Here is a 15,144-nt window from a genome sequence, read left to right on the forward strand (position 1 = left end):
CGGTGGACGCCGCGACGTCCGCCCAACTCGCGTGGGCGGACGCGATGTCGCCGAGTGCCGTGACGGAGCGGGTGCGCCGGCTGGAAGAGGCCGGAATCATCAGCGGGTACACGGCCGCGGTCGACCCGGAACGCCTCGGTCTGCCGTTTCTCGCCTTCGTACGACTGCGGTATCCGAACGGCAACCACAAGCCGTTCCACGACCTGCTCGATACGACGCCGGAGTCGTGGAGGCCCACCATGTCACCGGCGACAACTGCTTCGTGCTGAAGGTGACAGCCCGGTCCACGCGGCATCCGGAGGCCGTGACCGGGAAGATCGGCGCCCTCGGATCCGTCACCACCGGCGTCGTCCACTCCTCGCCACTGTGTCAGCGGGCCATCAGCCGCCGATCCCGCCCGCGGTCCGGTGCCGTACGGCCGATCCGTGCCGTTCCTTCACTACTTCGAGCTGGGCGGGGATACGCCGTCGCAGATCGCCGACATGGCTGACGATGCCGACACTCCGGTCCCGCTCACGCAGGGAGTCCAGCACATCGAGCACCTCGTCGAGGGTCTGCTCGTCGAGGCTGCCGAAACCCTCGTCGATGAACAGGGTGTCCAGCCGTACGCCGCCCGCCTCGTCGGTGACCACGTCGGCGAGGCCGAGCGCCAGAGCGAGCGAGGCGAAGAAGGTCTCGCCGCCCGAGAGCGTGGCGGTGTCGCGTTCACTTCCCGTCCAGGCGTCGACGACATGCAGCCCGAGTCCTGCCCGGCGGCCTCCCGCTCGGGCATCGGAGTGGACCAGCTCGTAGCGGCCGGAGGACATGCGCAGGAGCCGGGCGGTGGCGGCAGCCGCCACCTGTTCGAGACGGGCCGCCAGCACATACGACTCCAGCCGCATCTTGCGTTCGTTGTCCGCGGACGTGCCCGCGGTGAGCCCGGCGAGCCGTGCGACCCGTTCGAACTCCTCGCGCACCGGCCCCAGGCCGCGCACCTCCTCGGCAGCCCGGCGGGAGAGCCGGTCGAGCTCGGCGCAGCGTTCCCGTGCCGACGCGAGGGCTGCCGACGCGTCCCGCAGCCGGCGCTCGGCCGCGTCGTACGCCTGCTGGGCGGCATCCGGTTCGGCCGGCGCGCGGTCGGCGGCCGCACGGGCGTCGGTCTCGGCCAGCCGGTCGGCCACCGCGGCGGCCTCGGCCTGCCAGGCGTCGATGCGGTGCTGAAGCGCGCGCTGTGCGGAGTCGGTGAGCAGGGTGTCCGCCGCGGCCTGTGGGGTGTCGAAGCCGGCCCTGAACGCGGAGTCCGCGAGCCGGTCGTCGGCTTCCTTGAGCCGCGCCGCCGCGCTCTCCTCGTCGCGCACCGTCGCGGCCGCCTCAACGAGCAGAGCGACCCGGTTCTGCAGCAGTGCGGCGTGTTCGGTGACGCTGCCCGACTCGCCGCGCGCCCGCACCAGCACCTCTTCCAGCGCGGCCTGTTCACCGTCGAGGCCTTCGCGCCGGGAGGTGCGGGCCGCGGCCCGCCGTTCGGCGTGCTGCCGGTCCTCGGCCCGCTGCGCCTGCTCGCGTTCGGCGGCTGCGAGCGCCTCGCGTGCGGCGTGCGTACCGGCAGCGGCCCGGTACGCCTGCGTGTGCTCATGGGTCAGTGTGTCCACCAGGGCGGCGAGCGCGTCGGCCGCCGGGTCCGCGCCGCCCGACTCCGCGCCTTCCACGGCCTCCGCACGCGCCGCCGCATACCGTTCGCGTACGGCTCCCAGCGCGTGCTCCGCCTCGGTGCGCGCCTGCTCGGCACGCCGGTGGGCGGCCTCCGCGGCGTCCTCCGCCGCCTGGTCGACGTGCCCGTCCCCGGCACGGGCCGGCCGCGGGTGGTCGGCGGAACCGCAGACCGTGCAGGCCTCGCCGTCGACGAGTTCCCGCGCGAGTTCGGCCGCGATGTCGCGCAGCCGTCGCTCGCGCAGATCGAGCCAGTGCTCCCGGGTGCCCAGGGCATCCTCGTGGGCCGCGGCGAGCCGGACCTCCGCGGACGACGACTCGACCGCCAGCGTGTCCCGGCGGCGGGCCGCATCCAGCCGTCGCCGGGCCGGATCCAGCCGCCCGGCCAGCAGCTCGGCGCGGGTCGCGGCTTCCTGCGCGGCTTCGATACGGGCCCGCAGTCCGCCGCGGGTGGCCTCCCAGCCGGCCAGCCAGCCCTCGGCGTCGCTGATCAGATCGTCATCGGCCCGCGCCTGCCGCTCCAGCGCGGTGCGCTCGCTGTCGATCTCCGCACTGCGCCGCTCGGCGCGGCGCGCGGCGTCGAGGCCGCCGAGCTCCTCGCGCAGCCGGCGTTCCAGCACCGCCAGCTGCTCGGCGCCGGCGTCGGCCAGGCCGTCCGGCAGCATGGACCGCGAGCGGTCGCGGGCCGTGTTCGCGCGCCGGTACGCCCGCTCCGCCTCGTCGCGCAGTTCCAGTGCCGGGGCGACGCGGTCGGCCTTGCGGGCGCGGGACAGCCGGTCCCGGGCGTCGTCGTGTCCGGAGCGGCCCGCTTCCGACGCGGCGGCGCGGCGCCCGGTCTCGGCGTACCGCTGCTGAAGTGCGGCCAGTTCCCGTTCGGCGTCCAGAGCGGAGCTGACGGCCGCATGACGGCGCTCGGCCGCGGACAGCACCCCGGCGGCGATGTCGAGCCGCTCCCGGGCACTGCTGCGGGCGGTCGCGGCCCATGCCAGTACGGCGTCCGCGAGCCCCGGTTCGCCCGGCTGGAGGTCCGGCATCGGGCATTCGCGCCCGGCCGGTCCTGCGGCCTGGGCGATCCGCTGGGTCAGCGCGAGGGTCTGTTCGTCCCCGGCCCTGACCTGGCTCTCGGCGGCCCGGCGGAGATCGGCGAGGCGCTCCTCGACGGCGGCGAACCTGCGGGTGTCGAAGAGCCGGCCGAGCAGCTTGCCGCGGGCCTCCGCGTCGGCCCGCAGGAATCGGGCGAAGTCGCCCTGCGGCAGGAGCACCACCTGGCAGAACTGCTCCCGGCTCATCCCGATGAGCTGAGTGATCTCCTCACCGATCTCCTGGTGCGAACGGCTCAGCGCCCGCCACCCCCGCTCGGTGTCGTACTCGCGCAGCAGGCTCTGCGCCTTCTCCTTGGTGTGGCCGCCGCCCCGCTTTTTGGGCCGTGGCTGGGCCGGGCGCCGGGTGATCTCCAGGCGGCGCCCGCCGACGCCGAGTTCGAGCCGGACCTCGGTGGGCAGTTCGGCGGGGGCGTGGTCGCTGCGCAGCGAGGTTCCCGGACTCTGCCGGGCGCCGGGCACGGCTCCGTACAGGGCGTAGCAGACGGCGTCGAGTACGGAGGTCTTGCCGGCGCCGGTCGGTCCGTGAAGCAGGAAGAGCCCGGCCTCGGACAGCGCGTCGAAGTCGATCTCCTGGGTGGTGCCGAACGGGCCGAAGGCGGTGATGGCGAGCCGGTGGAGCCTCATCGGTTCACCTCGCGTACGCCGTCGTCGACCCGTACCTGGTCGAAGGCGCCGCGCAGCACGGTCCGCTCCTGTTCGTCGATGCCGTGTCCGCCGCGGACATGGGCCACGAAGTCCTCCGCGATGCTCTGGTCGTCGCGTCCCCTCAGCCGCTGGGCGTAGGAGGTGTGCGGGTCGTCGGGTGCCCGGTCCGGTTCGAGTACGAGGCTGAGGGTGTGCGGGAAGCGCTCGACGAGGCGGGCCATCGGCTCGGCCGGGCGGACCGGGTCGGTGAGGGTGGCCTCGACCCAGGAGTGTTCGTACCGGTCGAGGGCCGGGTCTTCGAGGAGGGCGTCGAGCCGGCCCCGGAGCCGGGCGAGCGGTCGGGGCACCGGGCAGTCGATGCGCTCCGCGTCGATCGCGCCCTCGGCGTCGAGGTCGATGAGCCACATCGTTTTGCGGTGAGCGGCCTCCGAGAAGGAGTACGCGAGCGGGGAGCCGGAGTAGCGGATGCGCTCGGCGACGGTCTGGCAGCCGTGGAGGTGTCCGAGCGCCACGTAGTCGACCCCGTCGAAGACCTCGGCGGGGACGGCCGCCACTCCGCCGACGGTGATGTCGCGTTCGCTGTCGCTCGGCTCGCCTCCCGCGACGAAGGCGTGGGCGAGGACCACGGACCGGGTGGTGTCCGGCCGCCCGGCGAGATCGGTGCGGACCCGGTCCATGGCGGCCGTCAGCACCGCCTCGTGCCCGGCCCGCTCCGCCTTGAACGTGTCCTTGACGAGCGCGGGTTCCAGATAGGGAAGGCCGTAGAACGCCACGTCGCCGTGCGCGTCGGGAATCACGACAGGGGTGGCGCAGTGGGCGGGATCGGTCCGCAGATGGATACCGGCCCGCCCGATGAGTCCCGCGCCGACCCCGAGCCGCCGGGCCGAGTCGTGGTTGCCGGAGATCATCACCGTGGGCACTCCGGCGGCGGCAAGCCGGTGCAGCGCGTCGTCGAAGAGCTCCACCGCGAAGAGCGGCGGCACCGCTCTGTCGTACACATCACCGGCCACGAGCACGACGTCGACCGCGTACTCATGGACGGTGGCCACCAGGTGGTCGAGGTAGACGGCCTGCGCCTCGTGCATCGGGACTCGGTGGAACGACCGGCCCAGGTGCCAGTCCGATGTGTGCAAAATCCTCAAGAGCCGGCTCCGACCTGCATGTTTCGCTTCCTCGTCCCCCGGGTCCTGTCCGGCTGCGCACCGCGCCGGTTCAGGGCGCCGGTGCCGGCGCCCGCCACTCGTGCGCCCCCTGCCCCTGTCCGCTCACTCACCACAGTCTCCCATCACCCGGCGCGCGGCCGGGCAGCGGAGGAGACGAAGGGCCGGGGCAGCTCGCCGGGTCAGGTCCGCTCAGGCGTCCCCGTACGCCTCCGCGCCCAGCTCCAGTTCCGCCTCGCCGGCCGTGGCATCGGCCAGCCAGCGCCGGAACTCCTCGACCTCGGCGTCCGGCAGCCCGATCTCCATGGTCACCGCCTCCTCGTAACGGACCTCGCGCACGGTGCGTCCGGTGGCACGCAGTTCGTTCTCCAGCCGGCCGGCGCGCTGATGCCCCACGGTGACCGTGACGATCCGGAACCGCTGCCGAGTGATCGTGCCGATGGCGTCGAGGGCCTCGCCGACCACTCCCCCGTAGGCCCGGATCAGCCCGCCGGCACCGAGTTTCACGCCGCCGTAGTAGCGGGTCACCACGGCGACAACGTACCGCATCTCGCGGCGCGTGAGCATCTGCAGCATGGGGACACCGGCGGTACCGCCCGGCTCGCCGTCGTCGCTGGCCTTCTGTACGGAGCCGTCGGCGCCGATCACGTACGCGAAACAGTTGTGGGTGGCGGCCGGGTGTTCCCGGCGGACATGTGCGACGAAGTCCTGGGCGTCCTGTTCGGTGGCGGCGGGGGCGAGCGCGCAGATGAAGCGCGACCGGCCGATCTCGGTCTCGTGCACGCCCGCGCGGGCGACTGTCCGGTACTGCTCCTGCATCCGGCCAGCCTATGCGCAGCCGAGGGAATGGTCCGGCGCGGCCGTCCGTTGTCCGGATCATGTACGCAGACACGGAGACGATCCGCAGGATTCTTGAGGACAGCGGCGACACCTGGGCGGTGGTCGGGCTGTCCGGCAACCGCTCGCGGGCCGCCTACGGGGTGGCCGAGGTGCTCCGGCGGTTCGGCAAACGCGTGGTACCCGTCCATCCCAAGGCCGAGCGGGTGCACGGCGAGGAGGGCTACGCCTCGCTGGCGGACATCCCTTTCCCGGTCGATGTGGTGGACGTCTTCGTCAACAGTGAGCTGGCCGGTGCGGTGGCCGACGAGGCGGTGGCGATCGGCGCCTCGGCTGTCTGGTTCCAGCTCGGCGTGATCGACGCCGAGGCGTACGGACGCACCAGGGCGGCCGGACTCGACATGGTCATGGACCGCTGCCCCGCCATCGAAATCCCCGCGCTGAACCGCTGATTCGGTCGCCCGCCTGTGCGGGGTGTCACATTCCGCTCCGCACGGGGACAATGACCTGCTGTGAGTGCTGCCCGCGCCCCGAGGGTGCCGAATGTTCCGCACAGCAGGGCCCGCCTGGCCGGACAGCTGGCCGCGCTCGGTGTCGAGCGCGGCAGCGTGCTGATGGTGCACGCGTCGCTGCGCGCGGTGGGGGCGGTGGAAGGCGGCGCGGATGCGGTCGCGGCCGCCCTGCGCGAGGCGCTGGGCCCGGAGGGCACGCTGGTGGTCCCGGCCTTCACTCCGGAGAACTCCGACACCTCCGCGCAGTACCGCGCCCGGGTCCGCGGCCTCGGCACGCGCGAGCGGGAAGCCGTCCGGGCGGCGATGCCCGCGTTCGATCAGGCCACCACGGCTGCCCCGTCGATGGGCCGGCTGTCCGAAGCGGTACGCCTGACCCCCGGCGCCGCCCGGAGCGCGCACCCGCAGACCTCCTTCGCCGCGCTCGGCCCCCTGGCCCGCCATCTGGTGGCGGACCATCGCCCCGACTGCCACCTGGGCGAGGAGTCGCCCCTGGCCCGCCTCCACGAAGTGCGCGCCCAGATCCTGCTGCTGGGCACCGGTTTCGGCTCCTGCACGGCGTTCCACCTCGCCGAGTACCGCGTCCCGTCCCCGCCCCGCCGCACCTATCGGTGCGTGGTGAGGGAGGGGGGCGGCCGCCGGTGGTGGGAGTACGAGGACGTGGCGCTCGACGACAGCGACTTCGCGGCCCTGGGCGCCGAGTTCGAAAGATCGGACGGCGGCACGGCCGTCCGCGCCGCTCCGGTGGGCTCCACGACGGGCCGCCTGTTCCGGTTCCCGGCAGCGGTGGCATTCGCCGCGCGATGGCTGCCGGCGCACCGCCCCACCGTTCCCGCGCAAGCGCCGGATACGGAGGGCCGTACCCTCTGCCACCCGGCGTCACCGGCCTGTTGACTCCTCAGGGGCATCAGTCCGCTGAGGCGGGCATCGTGGAACGTGCGCCGTCACCGTCGCGGCACGCGCAGCGGATACGCGGCCACGGCCTCAGCCGGTGATCCCGAGACCTTCGACCACAACCGCACCCGGCAGCGCCGCCAGCGCCTTGCCCGGCATGATCAGTTTCCCCCGGCGGGTGCCGCTGCCGATGAGGATCCATTCCTCGTCCACCACCGCGGGGTCGATCAAGAGGGGCCAGCTGTCCGGGAGTCCGACGGGTGTGATGCCGCCGTACTCCATCCCCGTCTCGCCGACCGCGGTGTCCATCGGGGCGAACCTGACCTTGCGGACACCGAGTTGCTTGCGGAGGGCGCCGTTCACATCGATGCGGCAGCGGGAGAGAACGAGGCAGGCGGCCAGGGTGACCTCGCCGCCCCGTTTGCCCGCCACGACGACGCAGTTGGCCGAACGGTTCAGCAGCTCGGTACCGTGATGCTCGACGAAGGCGGCCGTGTCGGCGATCTCCGGGTCCGTGTCGACGTGGATGATCTGCTCCGCGGGCACCCCGCCCCAGCCCTCCCGTACCGCTCGGGCCACCGGGGCGGTGAGGAGTTCGAGACGGTCGGCAGCGGGGCTGGCGTCCTCGAAGGAGCCGATGGGTGCGCGCATGCGCACCACGCTAACAGCCCCTGCTTCCAGGCCGATTGGACGTCTCACCTGGCGGGCGGAACGGCCACGACCATGGTGACGCCGACCGGCTCGGAGCCGTCGTTGCGGTAGGCGTGCGCGTGATGCGCCTCGAAGGTGGCGGAGGTGCCGGCGGGCACGGCGTACTCGGTGTCGCCGACGACCAGCGTGAGAATTCCCGCGGTGACGTGGAGGAGTTCCACCGTTCCTTCGGGGTGAGGATCGGACGGGCTGTCGTCACCGGGCATCAGCTGCCAGGACAGGAGCTCCAGTGGCCCCCGGGCGTCCGTGCCGACCAGCAGGGTGCTGGAACTGCCCGCCTCCGTGGACCACAGGCGGACCGCCTGACTCCCGGGGACCAGGCGGACCGGCGCGCCCTGTTCGTGGTCGAGCAGCGTGGTGATGCTGATCCCCAGGGCGTCGGCGAGCTTGACCGTGGTTCCGACGCTGGGGTTGGTACGGGCCTGCTCGATCTGGATGATCATTCCACGACTGACCCCGGCCCGGACGGCGAGTGCGTCCAGGGTGAAGCCCCGCTCAGCGCGCCAGCGCTTGAGATTCCGCGCGAGGCACTGGGTCAGATGGTCGAGATCAGTCACATTCCGTCCAATATTCTGGATGCCGTGGTCGAAAATACGACACTGCGGTGTGGTATACCAACGCGTTCACCGCACTGTACTGCGAGGCCGACTCGCGACAGCGCCGTCCGTCCGGTCGGGCCACCGCCGGATGGCGGCAGTCGGCCCCCGTTCCGGGCCGACGCGACGGTGGCGCCCTCAGCTCTCGTCGAGCTCCGCCACGGCAAGGAGCTGCTCCGGCGTCATGTCCGCGGGGATCGGCACCGGTGCCGGCGTCCGCAGGGGCGGCTGCCACCCCTTGTCGGCGTCCCAGCTGCGCACGACACGCGCCGGGGCCCCGGCGACAACGGAATAGTCGGGCACCTCGCCGCGCACCACCGCACCGGCGGCGACCACCACGTTGCGGCCCAGCCTGGCGCCCGGCAGGATCACCGCTCCGGTGCCGATCCAGCAGCCGGGGCCGATGGCCACCGGCTCCATCCTCGGCCACTGCTTGCCGACCGGCTCCTGAGGATCGTCGTAGCTGTGATTGGTCGAGGTGATGTAGACGTACGGTCCGCAGTACGTGTCCGAGCCGATGGTCACCGTGGTGTCGGCGACGACGTGGCTCCCCCGGCCCAGCACCACACCGTCGCCGAGCGTCAGGATCGGATCGGATCCGAGATCCAGATCGGGCATGAGTCCCGCCGTCAGGGTGACCTGTTCGCCGATGACGCAGTGGGCGCCCAGCTCGATCCACGGCTCCCCGAACACGGTTCCCTGCGGGAAGGCCAGCCGGGTGCCCTCCCCGATCCTGCCGAACCGCAGCCCTCCGGGGTGTGCTGCCGTGACCGCACCCGCCCTCTGCACCCAGCGCCAGCAGCGATGGACGGCCCCGGACAGGGCGCGCCGCCGCCAGGCGGTCAGGGAAGAGAACGTGTTTCTGTTCTTGGGCACTCGCACAAGGTAGTCGGCGGGCCCTCGGGCGGCCCCCGCACCGGCCTGTGATCTTCACCCCACCGCGCCGCCGGGCGGCTCAACCGTCGCTTACCGTTTCCCGGGCGGGACCGGCCGGCGACGACCGGGCTCGCCCCACATCACCGGTACAGGGAAGGACGCGCGATGGCAGAGCAGGCGTTGATCACGGCCATGGGCGGCAAGGAGCCGGTCATCCACGCGGATGCCTTTACCGCACCGACATCCGTCGCGATCGGTGAGATCACGATGGCCGAGGACTCCAGCCTCTGGTACCACGCGGTGCTGCGGGCGGACTGCGGTCCGATCGTCATCGGCGCCGCGTCGAACATCCAGGACAACTGCAGCGTCCACGTCGACCCCGGGTTCCCTGTCACGGTCGGTGAGCGCGTCTCGGTCGGACACAACGCCGTGCTGCACGGCTGCACCATCGAGGACGACGTCCTGGTCGGCATGGGTGCCACGGTGCTCAACGGCGCCCACATCGGCGCCGGTTCGCTGATCGCCGCCCAGGCCCTCGTCCCGCAGGGGATGCGTGTGCCGCCGGGCTCACTGGTCGCCGGCGTGCCCGCCAAGGTCAAGCGGCAGCTGACCGAGGAGGAGCTGGAAGGCATCAGGTTCAACGCGGTCGGTTACGTGGAGCTGGCCAAGGCCCACCGACAGGCGCACGAGGACTGAGCGCGAAGGCCCCGGCCCCGGGCCGGGGCCCGTCCGTCAGTCGGTGACCGGCACGGCCCCCGGCTCGGGAGCGGTCTCGGCCGTGGCCCTGGCGTCTGCCGGTGCGGGCTCGGTGGCGGACTGAACGGACTCGGCCGCGCCGGGGGCGGATTCGGTGGCGGACCGCACGGGCTCCGCCGTGGAGTGCGCGGCTGCCTTCTTGGCACGGTTCTTGATGATCAGCATCGAGGCGAGCCCGATCAGGACCGCGATCGCCAGCCCCAGGTACGAGAACCGCTTGAGCCACTCCTCGGCGACGACACCCACGGAGTAGATGACCGCCGTGGTGCCTCCCGCCCAGGCGATCCCGCCGAACACGTTGGCGATCAGGAACTTCCAGTACGGCATGTGCAGGACACCCGCGAGCGGTCCGGCGAAGATGCGCAGCAGTGCGACGAAGCGGCCGAAGAAGACTGCCCACATGCCCCACTTCTGGAACGACCGTTCCGCCATGGCGATCTGGGCCTCACCGAAGTGACGGGGGAACTTCCCGCCGAGCCAGGCAAGCAGCGGCCGTCCGCCCTTGCGGCCGATGGCATAACCGATCGAGTCACCGATCACCGCCCCGGCCGTGGCGCAGGCGCCCAGGATCCACGGGTTGATTCCGTCGTGTCCCGCGGCCAGCAGCGCCGCGCTGATCAGGACGATCTCACCGGGCAGCGGGATACCCAGGCTCTCCAGTCCGATAACGACGCCCACCAGGACGTACACGCTGATCGCGGGGACGGTCTCCAGCCACTCCTGGATGTGCAACGCCGGTTCCTCCGTAGTGATGTCCTCATCGCCCGCCGGACAACTCCTCGGCGCACGGCGGGAAGCCTACCGGTCGCCCCGCCCGCCCGGACAGCGCGAAGGGCCGCCCGCTCCCTCCCGGATGCGTGGCACCCCTGCGGCGGCGCGGATCAGCTGTGGGGGCGCGGCGTCCGGAGCACGGTCGTCTCGACGGTCACGTCACCGTCGGCCAGCTCGATCCGGATGTCCAGCGGGAATCCGGGGCACCGGCCCGCGTCGAGTTCGGCGGCCGCCGCCTTCGGCCACCGGGCGGCCGAGGGCGGCGGCCGCCATGACCCCGCCCCTCGCCGGCTTCGGTGACGAGTAGCCCGATTTGGGCATGACCACTCGGCCACACACCCGCGCCCCGGCCGCATCCTTCACCGTCCGCTCACGGGGGCGGCCGTAGCCGCCCGGACTCCGCACCTCTATCGTTACTCGCCATGTGGCCAGGACAGCAGCCGCCCGGGGGCGAGCAAAACCCGCAGGACCGGAACCAGAACCCGTACCAGCAGCCGGGGTACCAGCAGCCGAACCCCTATCAACAGCCGGGGTACCAGCAGCCGGGGCCCGAGCAGCAGCCCGGGTACGGCTACCCGCAGCAGGGTCAGCCGGGGCAGCAGCCCGGGTACCAGCAGCAGGGTCAGCCGGGGTACCAGCAGCCCAATCCCTACCAGCAGCCGACCGTCTCGCAGTACGCGGTGCCCGGTCAGCCCGGCGGGCCCCAGCCCGGCAACGACAAGAAGAAGACGACCGTCATCGCCATCGTCGCGGCGTCCGCGGTCGTGGTGGCCGCGGCGGTCACCGGTGTCGTCGTGCTGAACAAGGACGACGACGAGAACGGCAAGAACGTCGCCGACGACACGAAGTCGTCCGCGCCCGCCAAGCCCTCCGAATCCGCGTCGTCGCCCGAGGCGAACCCGCGCGGCTCGGACGGGGACGCCAAGCCGCTCGTCGCCGGCTGGAAGGTCGTGACCAACCCCAAGTGGGGCACCCAGTTCGATGTGCCCGGAGACTGGGAGGTCGCGGCCCCCGGCGTGTTCTCGTACTTCGAGGACGAATCGAAGGAAGAGAAGCCTCCGCTCATCGGTTTCTCCGCGCCGGCGGACTACAAGAAGAAGTGGTGCGTCGACGACGAGGACAAGGACGGCACCAAGGAGAACTACAGCCTGGCCGGCACCGGCACCCGAGGTGCCGAGGGCGCCACGGACGCCGCGGTGAACGCCCGGAACGAGGCGGGCACCTGGGCCTGGGGCGCGTACGCGCAGCACATGCCGAAGAAGACCATCAAGATCAGCAAGGCCAAGCAGTACACCACCCAGTCGGGGCTGACGGGCAGCCTGGTCACCGCCACCGCCCCGAACGTCACCAAGAAGACGAAGTGCGACAGCGACGGCAAGACCTACGCCTTCACCTTCAAGAACAGCAGCGGCGCTTTCTCCTCCTGGGTGCTGTACGCGGCGGCGGGTGTCGAGGACGAACTGCCGGACTCCACGATCCAGAAGATCCTCAGCACGGTACGGCTGGTGGAGATCACGAAGTCCTGACTCCGGCCGGAACGCATTTGGCACAACGGGGTCACTGCCGCGATAGTCCCTGAGTGACTGACGCAGCCGACCACGCATCCCCCTCGGACCGCCCCACCCCGGCGGGCCGCAACTACCGGCTGCTGACCGCCGCCGCGATCATCACGGGCCTGGGCACCCATGGCGCGCTGATCGCGGCGGCGTTCGCGGTTCTGCAGGCGGGCGGCGACGGCGGGGACGTCGGCCTGGTGGCTGCCGCCAGGACCGCTCCGCTGGTGCTCTTCCTCCTGATCGGAGGGGCGATAGCGGACCGTCTTCCGCGCCACCGCGTCATGGTCGCGGCCAACACCCTCAACTTCGCCTCACAGGGTGTCTTCGCCTGGCTGGTCCTGGCCGGTGACCCCCAGCTGTGGCAGATGATGCTGCTGACCGCCCTGTGCGGCACCGGGCAGGCGTTCTTCAACCCCGCGGCCGAGGGCATGCTGATGTCCAGCGTCAGCGGCGAACAGGCGAGCCGCGCCTTCGCCCTGTTCAGGATGTCGATGCAGGGCGCGGCCATCGGCGGCGCGGCGCTCGGCGGCGCCATGATCGCGGCGATGGACCCGGGCTGGGTGCTGGCCGTCGACGCCGCCGCCTTCGCGGTGGCGGGTGCCCTGCGCGCCTTCCTCGATGTGAGTCACATCCCTGCGCGGGAGCCCAGCAACGGCCTCTTCGCCGATCTGCGGGACGGCTGGCGGGAGGTCATCGGCCGTCCCTGGCTCTGGGCCGTCGTGGCCCAGTTCTCCGTGGTCGTCGCCGCGGTCGGGGCCGCGGAGGCGGTGTACGGGCCGCTCGTCGCCCGGGACGAGCTCGGCGGCGCCCGCCCCTGGGGTTTCGCGCTTGCCGCGTTCGGCGTCGGCACGCTGGCCGGGGCGCTGCTGATGATGCGGTGGAAGCCCCGGCGCCTGCTGCTGGCCGGGACGCTCTGCGTCTTCCCCCTGGCCCTGCCTTCGGCGGGGCTCGCCGTGCCGCTGCCGGTGGCGGGGCTGTGCGCGGTGATGTTCGTCAGCGGTGCGGCCATCGAGGTGTTCGGTGTCTCCTGGATGACGGCCATGCACCAGGAGATCCCTGAGGAGAAGCTCTCACGCGTCTCGGCGTACGACTGGTTCGGCTCGGTGGCCATGATGCCCGTCGCCACGGCGCTCGCCGGACCGGTGGAGTCGCTGGTCGGACGCAGCCAGGCCCTGTGGGGCTGTGCGGGTCTGATCGTGCTGGTCACCGGAGCGGTGCTGTTCGTTCCGGACGTACGCAATCTGACCCGCAGGACCGCGTCCACCGAGGTGGTGTCCCGGATCCCTGCCGCGTCAGCCGACGCTGAAGGCGCCGTCGGGCGGCTCGGGTGAGGCGACCGCCTCGTCGTCGCCCACGGGCCGGGCACCCTTGATGAACGCGGCCACCGCGTCGCCGTGCTCGACCCGGGCCGGGAACGCGTCGGCGGCGCAGCGGCGGATCAGGGCGGCCGTGTCGACGGGAGTCCGCGAGGCGACGAGAACCACGTTGCCGAAGCGCCTTCCGCGCAGCACGGCGGGCTCGGCCATCAGCGCCAGCTCCGCGAACACGGTCGCGAAGGTGGCCAGTTGCGAGCGCAGGAAGTCGAAGGGCGCCCCGTCCGCCAGGTTGGCCAGGTAGATGCCGTCCGGGCGCAAGGCCCGTACGGCGGCGCGCGCGTAGGGCACGGAGGTGAGGTGGGCGGGCACCCGTGAGCCGCCGAAGACATCCGCGACCACCACGTCCACGGAGCCGGGTGCGGTTTCCTCCAGCATTCTGCGGGCGTCCGCCGCGTGCACGGTGATCCCGCTGTCCGGCGGCACCGGGAGGTGCTCGGTGACGAGGCCCAGGAGCCCCCGGTCGGCCTCCGCGACCTCCTGGCGGGAGCCCGGCCGGGTCGCGGCCACGTAGCGGGGCAGCATGAGGCCGCCGCCGCCCAGGTGGAGGACGTCCATCGGCAGGCCCGGTCCGGCGGCGCAGTCCAGGACGTGGGCCAGCCGTCGCGCGTACTCGAATTCGAGGTGCTCCGGCGCGTCCAGATCGACGTACGACTGGGGTGCGCCGTCGACCGTGAGCAGCCAGGCCCGCTCCCGGTCCACATCGGGGAGCAGTCTGGCTGTGCCCTGGTCCACGTCACGGACGACGGGTATCGACTCGTTCACGCCCCTATTGTGCGGCGTGTGATCAGCTGTTCCTGACCGCGGCGACGGCTTCGGTGTGCGCTGCCGACTGGGCGAGCCCGGCGCGGGCGGCCGCGGCCCTGCTGCTGGGGTCGAGAGGGTTGCGGCCGAAGGCCTTCTTCGCCGCGGCGTCCGGGGTGATGACGACGGTCCGGGCGCCCTGCGCGGCGAGTTCCTCCGCCTGGGCGCGGGGTGAGGCGATGGCCTTGTTGCCGGAGGCCGTCGGTGCGATGACGACCACGCGGTCGTATCCGGCGGCGAGGTGGGCGTTGGCCGGGGAGTGCACACCGCCGTCGATCCAGGAGCGTCCGCCGAAGGAGGCGACGGGCCAGACGGCGGGGACGGCGCAGCTCGCCGTGACGGCGTCCGCCAGGGAGACCCCGCTGTCCTTGTCGAACGTGTGCAGCTCACCGGTGTCCGCGTCGACCGCGGTGACGCGCAGCCCGCGCTCCGGCCATTCCGGCGACGGCAGTCTGCTCGCGATGACCTCCCGCCGCTCCTCGGGCGAGAGGCCGACATGGGCTCCACGGGCGACGCGGGCCAGTTTCTGCCCGTACGCCTGCGGGTTGCGCGAGGTCAGCACGGCCCCCGCGTAGCGCAGGATGGTGACCAGGCCGAGTTTGCCGCCCCGCTCACCGGCGGCGTCGGCCAGTTGGAGTTCGTACAACTCCTGCGGACCGAACTGTCCGGAGGCGAGCTGTGCCCCGACGACCGCCCCGGCCGAACTGCCGATGATCACATCGGCGGTGGACAGGTCCAGTCCCGCTTTCGCGAGGCCGTGCAGGATTCCGGTCTCCCAGGCGCCCCCGGTGATGCCGCCGGCACCGAGCACCAATGCTGTGTCTGCCATGCAGCCAGTCTGCCGCACGGCGCCGGGCCCGCCTCCCG

At 72.3% G+C, this 15,144-nt stretch carries 14 protein-coding genes and 1 pseudogene; 6 read left to right on the top strand and 9 right to left on the bottom strand.

The window, feature by feature from the left end; all coding sequences use genetic code 11:
• Positions 1-2 precede the first annotated feature (2 nt).
• Positions 3-490: pseudogene (locus ACZ4LX_RS25890) on the top strand (Lrp/AsnC family transcriptional regulator).
• On the opposite strand, the gene ACZ4LX_RS25895 reads toward ACZ4LX_RS25890, so the two are convergent.
• The 3 genes from ACZ4LX_RS25895 to ACZ4LX_RS25905 form a co-directional block, all read right to left on the bottom strand.
• A complete protein-coding gene (locus tag ACZ4LX_RS25895; RefSeq protein WP_467638421.1) occupies positions 381-3,413 on the bottom strand; it encodes an AAA family ATPase in 3,033 nt (1,010 codons plus the stop codon). The pseudogene ACZ4LX_RS25890 and the gene ACZ4LX_RS25895 overlap by 110 nt on opposite strands.
• Positions 3,410-4,576 (bottom strand): exonuclease SbcCD subunit D, encoded by a 1,167-nt coding sequence (locus ACZ4LX_RS25900; protein WP_467638424.1) that lies wholly within the window; start codon positions 4,574-4,576, stop codon positions 3,410-3,412. Before ACZ4LX_RS25900 ends, ACZ4LX_RS25895 begins: the two co-directional genes overlap by 4 nt.
• A gap of 210 nt (positions 4,577-4,786) precedes the next feature.
• Positions 4,787-5,413: a YigZ family protein gene (locus ACZ4LX_RS25905; protein WP_467638427.1), complete on the bottom strand. Its 627-nt coding sequence runs from the start codon at positions 5,411-5,413 to the stop codon at positions 4,787-4,789.
• A gap of 59 nt (positions 5,414-5,472) precedes the next feature.
• Between ACZ4LX_RS25905 and ACZ4LX_RS25910 the strand changes: the two genes are divergently transcribed.
• Together ACZ4LX_RS25910 and ACZ4LX_RS25915 are read left to right on the top strand one after the other, a co-directional pair.
• The gene (locus ACZ4LX_RS25910; RefSeq protein ID WP_467638429.1) at positions 5,473-5,883 is read left to right on the top strand and encodes a CoA-binding protein; all 411 of its coding nucleotides are present in this window, start codon (positions 5,473-5,475) and stop codon (positions 5,881-5,883) included.
• A gap of 60 nt (positions 5,884-5,943) precedes the next feature.
• Positions 5,944-6,834 carry an AAC(3) family N-acetyltransferase gene (locus tag ACZ4LX_RS25915; protein ID WP_467638432.1) on the top strand — a complete coding sequence of 297 codons (891 nt, stop codon included), beginning with the start codon at positions 5,944-5,946 and terminating at the stop codon, positions 6,832-6,834.
• A 90-nt stretch (positions 6,835-6,924) separates the two neighbouring features.
• Here the strand turns inward: ACZ4LX_RS25915 and ACZ4LX_RS25920 are convergent, their stop codons facing one another.
• From ACZ4LX_RS25920 to ACZ4LX_RS25930, 3 genes are all read right to left on the bottom strand, one after another.
• Positions 6,925-7,485: a YbaK/EbsC family protein gene (locus ACZ4LX_RS25920; protein WP_467638435.1), complete on the bottom strand. Its 561-nt coding sequence runs from the start codon at positions 7,483-7,485 to the stop codon at positions 6,925-6,927.
• Between the two features lie 44 nt (positions 7,486-7,529).
• Positions 7,530-8,102 carry a helix-turn-helix domain-containing protein gene (locus ACZ4LX_RS25925; RefSeq protein ID WP_467638438.1) on the bottom strand — a complete coding sequence of 191 codons (573 nt, stop codon included), beginning with the start codon at positions 8,100-8,102 and terminating at the stop codon, positions 7,530-7,532.
• 177 nt (positions 8,103-8,279) lie between these two features.
• Complete coding sequence (locus ACZ4LX_RS25930) at positions 8,280-9,017, bottom strand: acyltransferase (protein ID WP_467638441.1); 738 nt, start codon at positions 9,015-9,017, stop codon at positions 8,280-8,282.
• Positions 9,018-9,182: 165 nt separating this feature from the next.
• On the opposite strand from ACZ4LX_RS25930, the gene ACZ4LX_RS25935 reads away from it, so the two are divergent.
• The gene (locus ACZ4LX_RS25935) at positions 9,183-9,713 is read left to right on the top strand and encodes a gamma carbonic anhydrase family protein (protein ID WP_467638443.1); all 531 of its coding nucleotides are present in this window, start codon (positions 9,183-9,185) and stop codon (positions 9,711-9,713) included.
• A 36-nt stretch (positions 9,714-9,749) separates the two neighbouring features.
• On the opposite strand, the gene ACZ4LX_RS25940 is transcribed toward ACZ4LX_RS25935, so the two are convergent.
• The gene (locus ACZ4LX_RS25940) at positions 9,750-10,505 is read right to left on the bottom strand and encodes a DedA family protein (RefSeq protein ID WP_467638446.1); all 756 of its coding nucleotides are present in this window, start codon (positions 10,503-10,505) and stop codon (positions 9,750-9,752) included.
• A 461-nt stretch (positions 10,506-10,966) separates the two neighbouring features.
• Between ACZ4LX_RS25940 and ACZ4LX_RS25945 the strand changes: the two genes are divergently transcribed.
• Together ACZ4LX_RS25945 and ACZ4LX_RS25950 are read left to right on the top strand one after the other, a co-directional pair.
• Entirely contained in the window at positions 10,967-12,070 is a 1,104-nt protein-coding gene (locus tag ACZ4LX_RS25945) for a DUF8017 domain-containing protein (RefSeq protein WP_467638449.1), read from the top strand.
• Positions 12,071-12,123: 53 nt separating this feature from the next.
• Complete coding sequence (locus ACZ4LX_RS25950) at positions 12,124-13,431, top strand: MFS transporter (RefSeq protein ID WP_467638452.1); 1,308 nt, start codon at positions 12,124-12,126, stop codon at positions 13,429-13,431.
• Here the strand turns inward: ACZ4LX_RS25950 and ACZ4LX_RS25955 are convergent.
• Entirely contained in the window at positions 13,393-14,238 is an 846-nt protein-coding gene (locus tag ACZ4LX_RS25955) for a spermidine synthase (protein WP_467638455.1), read from the bottom strand. The two genes, ACZ4LX_RS25950 and ACZ4LX_RS25955, sit on opposite strands and share 39 nt — an antisense overlap.
• Positions 14,239-14,260: 22 nt before the next feature.
• Entirely contained in the window at positions 14,261-15,106 is an 846-nt protein-coding gene (locus ACZ4LX_RS25960) for a patatin-like phospholipase family protein (protein ID WP_467638457.1), read from the bottom strand.
• Positions 15,107-15,144: the final 38 nt, after the last annotated feature.

This window comes from Streptomyces sp. NPDC026062, from assembly GCF_055568375.1.

Coding starts and splice junctions, on each gene's coding strand:
- ACZ4LX_RS25895 (WP_467638421.1), bottom strand. CDS start 3,413: ATGAGGCTCCACCGGCTCGCCATCACCGCCTTCGGCCCGTTCGGCACC.
- ACZ4LX_RS25920 (WP_467638435.1), bottom strand. CDS start 7,485: ATGCGCGCACCCATCGGCTCCTTCGAGGACGCCAGCCCCGCTGCCGAC.
- ACZ4LX_RS25935 (WP_467638443.1), top strand. CDS start 9,183: ATGGCAGAGCAGGCGTTGATCACGGCCATGGGCGGCAAGGAGCCGGTC.
- ACZ4LX_RS25945 (WP_467638449.1), top strand. CDS start 10,967: ATGTGGCCAGGACAGCAGCCGCCCGGGGGCGAGCAAAACCCGCAGGAC.
- ACZ4LX_RS25910 (WP_467638429.1), top strand. CDS start 5,473: ATGTACGCAGACACGGAGACGATCCGCAGGATTCTTGAGGACAGCGGC.
- ACZ4LX_RS25960 (WP_467638457.1), bottom strand. CDS start 15,106: ATGGCAGACACAGCATTGGTGCTCGGTGCCGGCGGCATCACCGGGGGC.
- ACZ4LX_RS25905 (WP_467638427.1), bottom strand. CDS start 5,413: ATGCAGGAGCAGTACCGGACAGTCGCCCGCGCGGGCGTGCACGAGACC.